The sequence below is a fragment of the Ligilactobacillus equi DSM 15833 = JCM 10991 genome (assembly GCF_000615765.1).
Classification (GTDB): domain Bacteria; phylum Bacillota; class Bacilli; order Lactobacillales; family Lactobacillaceae; genus Ligilactobacillus; species Ligilactobacillus equi.
The window spans coordinates 1-3,074 of record NZ_BAMI01000099.1; the positions used below are offsets into that span (position 1 = coordinate 1).

3 protein-coding genes are annotated in these 3,074 nt (G+C 37.3%); all 3 read right to left on the reverse strand.

Annotated elements, in window-relative coordinates:
* Positions 1-138 precede the first annotated feature (138 nt).
* Positions 139-1,062, reverse strand: coding sequence for a replication initiation protein (locus tag JCM10991_RS11420; RefSeq protein ID WP_023860397.1), 924 nt, complete (start codon positions 1,060-1,062; stop codon positions 139-141).
* A 765-nt stretch (positions 1,063-1,827) separates the two neighbouring features.
* Positions 1,828-2,106 (reverse strand): ribbon-helix-helix domain-containing protein, encoded by a 279-nt coding sequence (locus tag JCM10991_RS11425; protein ID WP_023860395.1) that lies wholly within the window; start codon positions 2,104-2,106, stop codon positions 1,828-1,830.
* An 11-nt stretch (positions 2,107-2,117) separates the two neighbouring features.
* Complete coding sequence (locus JCM10991_RS11430) at positions 2,118-2,921, reverse strand: ParA family protein (RefSeq protein WP_025021561.1); 804 nt, start codon at positions 2,919-2,921, stop codon at positions 2,118-2,120.
* Positions 2,922-3,074: the final 153 nt, after the last annotated feature.

Here is a 3,074-nt window from a genome sequence, read left to right on the forward strand (position 1 = left end):
ATAATTTTCTATTTTCACAAATATATTTATACGTATATTTATACATATACGTATAAACTTGTATAACTTAACACTTATGCGCTGGTGTGGTTTTTTCTGCCTATCATGCTAAAAAAGCAGGCCAAACTGACCTGCTTTTTAACGTAAATGTTCTGATTTATCAAGTAAACTTTGTAAGTAACGCTGGTACTCTTCATCCGACATCGTATTTGTCTTTTGATTTTCTGTCGCAATTTGGTAATCTTCCGGCTGTGGTTCTGGCATTACCCATTTTTGTAAAGGTATCTTGTGAGTTGGTCGCGATTTTTCTTCCTTACGCGTATTAGCAATTTCCGGCATTTCATAATCAAATTCTTCACCGATTTCAAAGTCGAAACGATAACTACTTAAACGCCGACCTTTCTTGATTTTAGTACAAATCAGTGAACGTAAAATTTGGTGACCTTGTTTATCTTGCTTGGTTAATTCGCGAATTGAACGGTTAATAATCCGTGTATCGATTGTATCGGTTCGATAGCTATTAGGTACTGCCATAATTCGCCGAAAATCTTCATAACCAACTGACCAAAAACCAGTCTTCTTATTGGCATTGCGGTGACTCAGTAATTGTCGGTAAAGCTCTTTAGTGTAGGAACTTGAGATGTTTAACATGTTGGTCAGTTCAAAATACGTGAACCGACGGGAATCCATTCCTAAGTTATTCAGAATAAAACTAAAAGACTCATTCGTTCGAATCGTTAAAGTCTCATTGCGTGTGTCATTGATGTACATGTTGAACAGCATGAAGGAGGTGTGAATTCCTTCAGAATAACTATCAAAAGAAATATTTTTCAACTTGCTCCACATCGTTTCCAGGGTATCAGCAAAATTGATATCTTTTCTCTGGAAATGCATTAACTCTTTTAGATAGTCATAGTGGAAAATTTGTTCCTGTTCACCTTTTTCCTTAAGCAAAGAGCAAATTGTCCAGAAAACGTTTAGCTCGGCCTCACTTAAAGTCCGTAAACTAACTTCATTCAAACTATTATCGTATTTGACAATATTGGTAGTTCTCATACTCATAATGCCTTCCCCTTTCTTCAATCTAGCTTAACATAAATCCAACATGTTGTAAAATTCCATAAAAATAAAAAACAGATTCTGCGGAACAATTTTGGAAGTGATTTTTGGTCACTATTTGTTCTCCCGAATCTGTTGGAGTCTCGCCCGGATTTGTTGGAAGGTCCGCCGGATTTGTTGGATTATCCACCCGAATCTGTTGGAAATTCACCCGGATTTGTTGGATTATCTACCCGAATCTGTTGGAAATTCACCCGGATTTGTTAGATTATCGCCCGAATCTGTTGGAAGTTCGCCCGGATTTGTTGGATTAACACCCGAATCTGTTGGAAATTCACCCGGATTTGTTGGAATGTTTCCCGAATCTGTTGGAGTCTCGCCCGGATTTATTGGATTAACACACCACCAATAGGGTTCTATCCCATGGGGCACAAGGGGTCCCGGATTTGTTGGAAGGTTTGCCGAATCTGTTGGAATAAACGCCCGGATTTGTTGGATTATCCACCCGGATTTGTTGGATTAACGCCCGGATTTGTTGGATTATCCACCCGGATTTGTTGGATTTAAAAGTTATCCACAGGCTCTAACCCCTTGCGCCACAAGGGGTACAGCTGAGGCAATTTTTCCTAGTAATATATTATTAGTAATATACTTAGTAATATATTAATAGGATTATATTATAGGATACAGGATGACATGAAAAAGACGCTCCCGCTCCTCAAGGATACCAAATACTTATGTTCACCATAAAGAACATTTATCCACAGATTACATTTGGCGAATTAATTCATTCAAAAATTTTGACGCTGAGGAATAACCGTGTTCTTTAGCAATGGTATCCAATTTTTTTCGCACTGTTGGTTGCAAAGAAAAAGTATAATTTTTTCTTTTTTCACCAGCAGCGGTTAGAAAGGGAATATTAGCCGTTATCGTCGTGCTATCGTTAGTTGACACCTTAGAGTCCTCAACCGGCTTAGCAGGGCTTAAATCGCGTTTAGGACCATTTAAAGCGTTCTTAATATTTTTATTAGTTCTATCAAAAGCCATTTTGAATCTCCTTAATCAAGATTTTCAACCACAGCTGTGATTTTAGTAAAGATGTTATCCATGTCATCAAAGAAAGCTCTTTGTCGTAAATATAATTTGTGGTCTTGCTTCATTTCTGGCAAGGAAACCTTGTCTAAGGTCGTACGATTGAATAATTCTTTCTCAGGCACCAGGGCTAAAACATCATCCTCGTCGTTTAAGACCTCTAAAAGCTCCTTAGACGAACGAGTGTTATGTTTAATCATATTAGCCACAAAATATAATTGAGCGGTTACATAGCTCTTTCTAGAGGCATAATCGATAGCTTCTGTGCGTAAGTCATTAATTCTTTCTTCCAAATTAAATTTAGCATTGTAACCATGCTCACTTGGTGTAATAGGGCTCAAAATAGCATGGCTGATAATGACAGCATTTTTTGTAGCAGTGGAGAAATCAGGGTGACTATCCAAAATTACGTAGTCATATTGATCCAACTCAAGACGGTCATAATTATCGTACAACCACATGTACAAGAGCATATTTTTGTTAGTTTTGTTTTCAATGGAGCGTTCCACATCATCGAGATGCATGTCACCCGCGATAAGAGAGATGTGCTCATTGATTTGGTGGACCTTAACGTTACCTTGGCCCAAGAAAATGTTACCTACGGTATCTGTACTGTCATAAATGTCGTAAGTCTGAGTTAAGTTGCACTGGTGGTCCAAGTCGATAAATAAGACATGTTTATCTTGACTTGCAAGCCATTCACCATAATTAAAGGCGAGAGTAGTTTTACCTACTCCACCTTTGATGGCTGCAAAGGTAATGATTTTCATCAGTCTGCCTCCGTCTATTAAATTCATTGTTGCTATCATAACACATCTGTATGTATAAAGCAACGTATAAATGTACGTATAAATATATGTATACGTATATAAATTCCTTTATATATCAACGTTATATCGATTTGTACATATATTTATACATAT